Genomic DNA, 3,261 nt, shown 5'->3' on the forward strand with positions numbered 1-3,261 from the left:
CTCAAGCGCCCAGGTCAATGAATGGTTCTCGGCCACCGTGCCCCAAACCCAGCTGCCGGCAGCGATGCCGCCGTCTATCAAGGCATAATAGATCGAAATCGTGCGCCCCACGACCCAACGCGGGCTGGCCAGCTGAACGCTCACGCCAACCCCGGACCAGGCGGTGACCCAGCCCGCGCCGCCCAAGGCGAGCGCAATTGCGGCGACCGCAATCGAAGAGGTCAGCGCAAGGGAAAGAGAGCATGCCGCGCAGGCGATGCAGGAGAGCCTCATCAGCCGTTCTTGCGACAAGCTCCGTCTGAATGTGCTGTTGGAGATGCCGGCCAAGACCGCGCCGGTCCCGAAGCCGGCCATCAGCGTGCCATAGGCGAGTGGTCCTCCGCCCAGCTGATCACGGACGACCAGCGGCAGCAGCGCGAGAATGGCGATGCTTGCCAGGCCAAAGAGGGTGCCGCGGGCGACCGCCGCCTTGATTTCCGACGACATCGCCGTGAAGCGCAGCCCGTCATAGATCGCCGTCCTCATCGACTCGCGCGGAAGAGGCGAAGAGCGAACCTTCCACTTGCAGCGCCATATGGTGCCGAGGGGTACCAGATAAGTGAGGGTGGTCACGGTAAAAGCGGTCAGAAGCCCGAACGAGGCAACCACGATGCCGCCGAGCGCCGGGCCGACCGTTCGGACAGTGTTGAAGCCGACGGACAGCAGGGTGACGGCCGCGGGGACATCGCGTCGCTCGACGATATCGCCAACCGAGGCCTGCCAGGCTGGATCGTTGAGAGCGCCGCCGGCTGCGATCAGAAAGCTGAAGCCGAGGATCATCCACGGACTGACAAAGCCCAGCGCCACTGACGCAGTAAGCATCGCAGAGGCTATCACCATAAGGCATCGGCCGGCGAACATGACCCGGCGACGGCTGAAATTGTCGGCCAGAGCCCCGGCGAACACCGACAAAATGAAGGCCGGCAGGTTCGATGAAGCCTGGACCAGCGCCACCATCAGGTCGGAAGTCGAGATCGTCGCCATCAGCCAGCTGATGGCGACAGTCTGCATCAGCCAGCCGAGACTCGAGACCTGCGTGGCGAGCCAGATCGCACGAAAGGTCGGCTGCATGAGTGGAGCAAACGTCGTTGGTGCAGCCAAATCTTCATTTGATCCAGCCACCCTACTCATTTTTTGCGAGCCTTTGCTTTGTGTCACCGGCCATCTGGCATGTAATCTCGACTGAACCGTGGCGGCTGGCAGAATTGAGAGAAACTCTTTGCCTACGACGAATGCGGCCACAGGTCTTTGTGACCAGCGTTTGGGGCCAAGACGCTGTTACCAGACCCGAGCCGCCTTACCTCGCCTTCGAAGACATCACTTGGGTAGCCCGGAATCTTACTTGTCGTTTGACGCAGCATGCTTCATCAACGGGCACTTCGCTGAGCGATGCCTTTGGCGAGACGCGACCATGTTCTTTCGTTGGAAACTCACTCACCAGCGGCGTTCGATGCGTTGAGTGTGGCTTGGGAGAATGAGGACGCTTGCAGGTCTTTGATAGGATCGATTCACTGATAGACGCAGACGATTGTCGTGCCGCGATCGAAGAGGCGCGCGCCTTGCTGCTTCAGCTTGAACAAAGCTCTGATGCGCTCACACATGCGATCGACGAGTTTCTGCTCGATCTGATGACGGTGTCTTTCATTGTTGAATGTTACGGACGCGGCTTTGAACTTCTGGCGGGAACGCTTGCCCGTAGAAGACTGGCAAAGATCAGGCTTTTGGCGGACGGTCAATTCCGCCAGACAGAAATGACACCCAAAGCCTGCTGGCTGAAGCGGCGATCGCGCCGCGTTCCACACAGTGAGGGTAATTGACGCGAACGGAGAGGATCCCGTCTGGACCCCAAAATTTGCCCTTGGAATGTTCGTGCTGCTCGCAGGGTGCGTTTGACCGCAGTTTGAGCGTCGTCGAGGATATCTTGCCGATGCGCTTGATGGATGAGCTTCGTAATGACATTGACATTACGCAGCGCTGTGCTAGATGGTGCCACAGGAGATTCTAGCCATGCCCACGTTGAGCCCCGCACCAAACAAGCGCGAAACCCTCAATATCCGCATCAAGCCCGAAGAACGGAGCCTGATCGACCGTGCCGCCAAGGCGCGAGGGAAGAACCGCACGGATTTTGTCCTTGAAGCCGCGCGCATGGCGGCCGAAGAAGCCCTGCTTGATCAGGCCATCATTGCAGCCAGCCCGGCAGCATATGCCGCATTCCTGGCGCGACTGGATATGCCTCCCGACCCCAACGAACGCCTGCGCAAGACCATGCAGACACCGGCCCCTTGGGAGAAAGCGTGACACTTGCGGCGCCTGAACCTTTGGCATCGTATCACGATGTTCAACCGTTCAAGTCCGGCGCCGAAAGTCTGGATCACTGGCTCAAGCATCGCGCCCTGAAAAATCAGACGACAGGGGCGTCGCGCACCTTTGTTGCCTGTGATGGTCGTCGCGTTCTGGCGTATTATGCGCTGGCGTCGAGTGCGGTAACCATTGATGCCGCGCCCGGCCGCTTTCGCCGCAACATGCCGGATCCGATTCCGGTGGTCGTTCTCGGCCGCCTCGCCGTCGATCAATCCCTGCAGGGCAGCGGTATTGGCCGCGCCTTGGTGAGGGATGCTGGTCTACGTGTCATCCAGGCGGCCAACACCATCGGAATTCGCGGGATCATCGTCCATGCGCTCTCGGCCGAGGCAAAGGCATTTTACGAGCGGATCGGTTTCGATCCATCACCGCTTGATCCAATGACGCTGATGCTCACCTTGGCCGATCTCAACGCAAGCCTGTGACAAGGCTATGACATGATCAAACTGCAAGGATGACGGCGTGCGCAGATTCTGGCCGACATACGCGGCGGCGAGGTCCTCATGGCCGCCTATGCACCTGAGCCTCGAATGGGCGGGAACATTTCACTGCCGGACTCCCACCGCCTGATCAAATCAGCAGGGACCTTCCTCAGCGCTCATAGTCGTTCTCGTTTGAGCGTTGGGTCTTGCCGTTCTGTTCTTCCGCCTCACGCGCCTTCTGCTTGTCGGTGTCTTGCTGCCTAGCCTTCACCTGCTCTGCGCCGCTGCGCCGCGTCTCTGGCTGGCGGGGATCGTCTCGAACGGGAAGATCTCGACCGCGCGCCTCGCGCTCGGGGATCGGCTCGCCGCCGCTGCCACCGCCGTGACGCTGCTGCTGGCGCTCGAATTGCAGCCGCGCCAGCCGGTCGTGCATCTGTCT

5 protein-coding genes are annotated in these 3,261 nt (G+C 60.5%); 3 read left to right on the forward strand and 2 right to left on the reverse strand.

The window, feature by feature from the left end; all coding sequences use genetic code 11:
- Positions 1–1,170 (reverse strand): MFS transporter (locus tag EOA32_RS35285; RefSeq protein ID WP_128374154.1); only part of this gene is annotated, 1,170 nt, incomplete at its 3' end.
- A gap of 353 nt (positions 1,171–1,523) precedes the next feature.
- Here EOA32_RS35285 and EOA32_RS35290 point away from each other — a divergent pair.
- From EOA32_RS35290 to EOA32_RS35300, 3 genes are all read left to right on the forward strand, one after another.
- A complete protein-coding gene (locus EOA32_RS35290; RefSeq protein ID WP_128374151.1) occupies positions 1,524–1,856 on the forward strand; it encodes a hypothetical protein in 333 nt (110 codons plus the stop codon).
- 190 nt (positions 1,857–2,046) lie between these two features.
- Positions 2,047–2,337 carry a DUF1778 domain-containing protein gene (locus EOA32_RS35295; protein WP_128374152.1) on the forward strand — a complete coding sequence of 97 codons (291 nt, stop codon included), beginning with the start codon at positions 2,047–2,049 and terminating at the stop codon, positions 2,335–2,337.
- Entirely contained in the window at positions 2,334–2,825 is a 492-nt protein-coding gene (locus tag EOA32_RS35300; RefSeq protein WP_128374153.1) for a GNAT family N-acetyltransferase, read from the forward strand. Before EOA32_RS35295 ends, EOA32_RS35300 begins: the two co-directional genes overlap by 4 nt.
- Before the next feature lie 166 nt (positions 2,826–2,991).
- On the opposite strand, the gene EOA32_RS39020 is transcribed toward EOA32_RS35300, so the two are convergent.
- The coding region (locus EOA32_RS39020) for a hypothetical protein (protein ID WP_189407642.1) at positions 2,992–3,261 on the reverse strand (270 nt) is incomplete at its 5' end.

The organism is Mesorhizobium sp. M1A.F.Ca.ET.072.01.1.1 (assembly GCF_004023325.1).
In the GTDB taxonomy this organism is placed as follows: Bacteria; Pseudomonadota; Alphaproteobacteria; order Rhizobiales; family Rhizobiaceae; genus Mesorhizobium.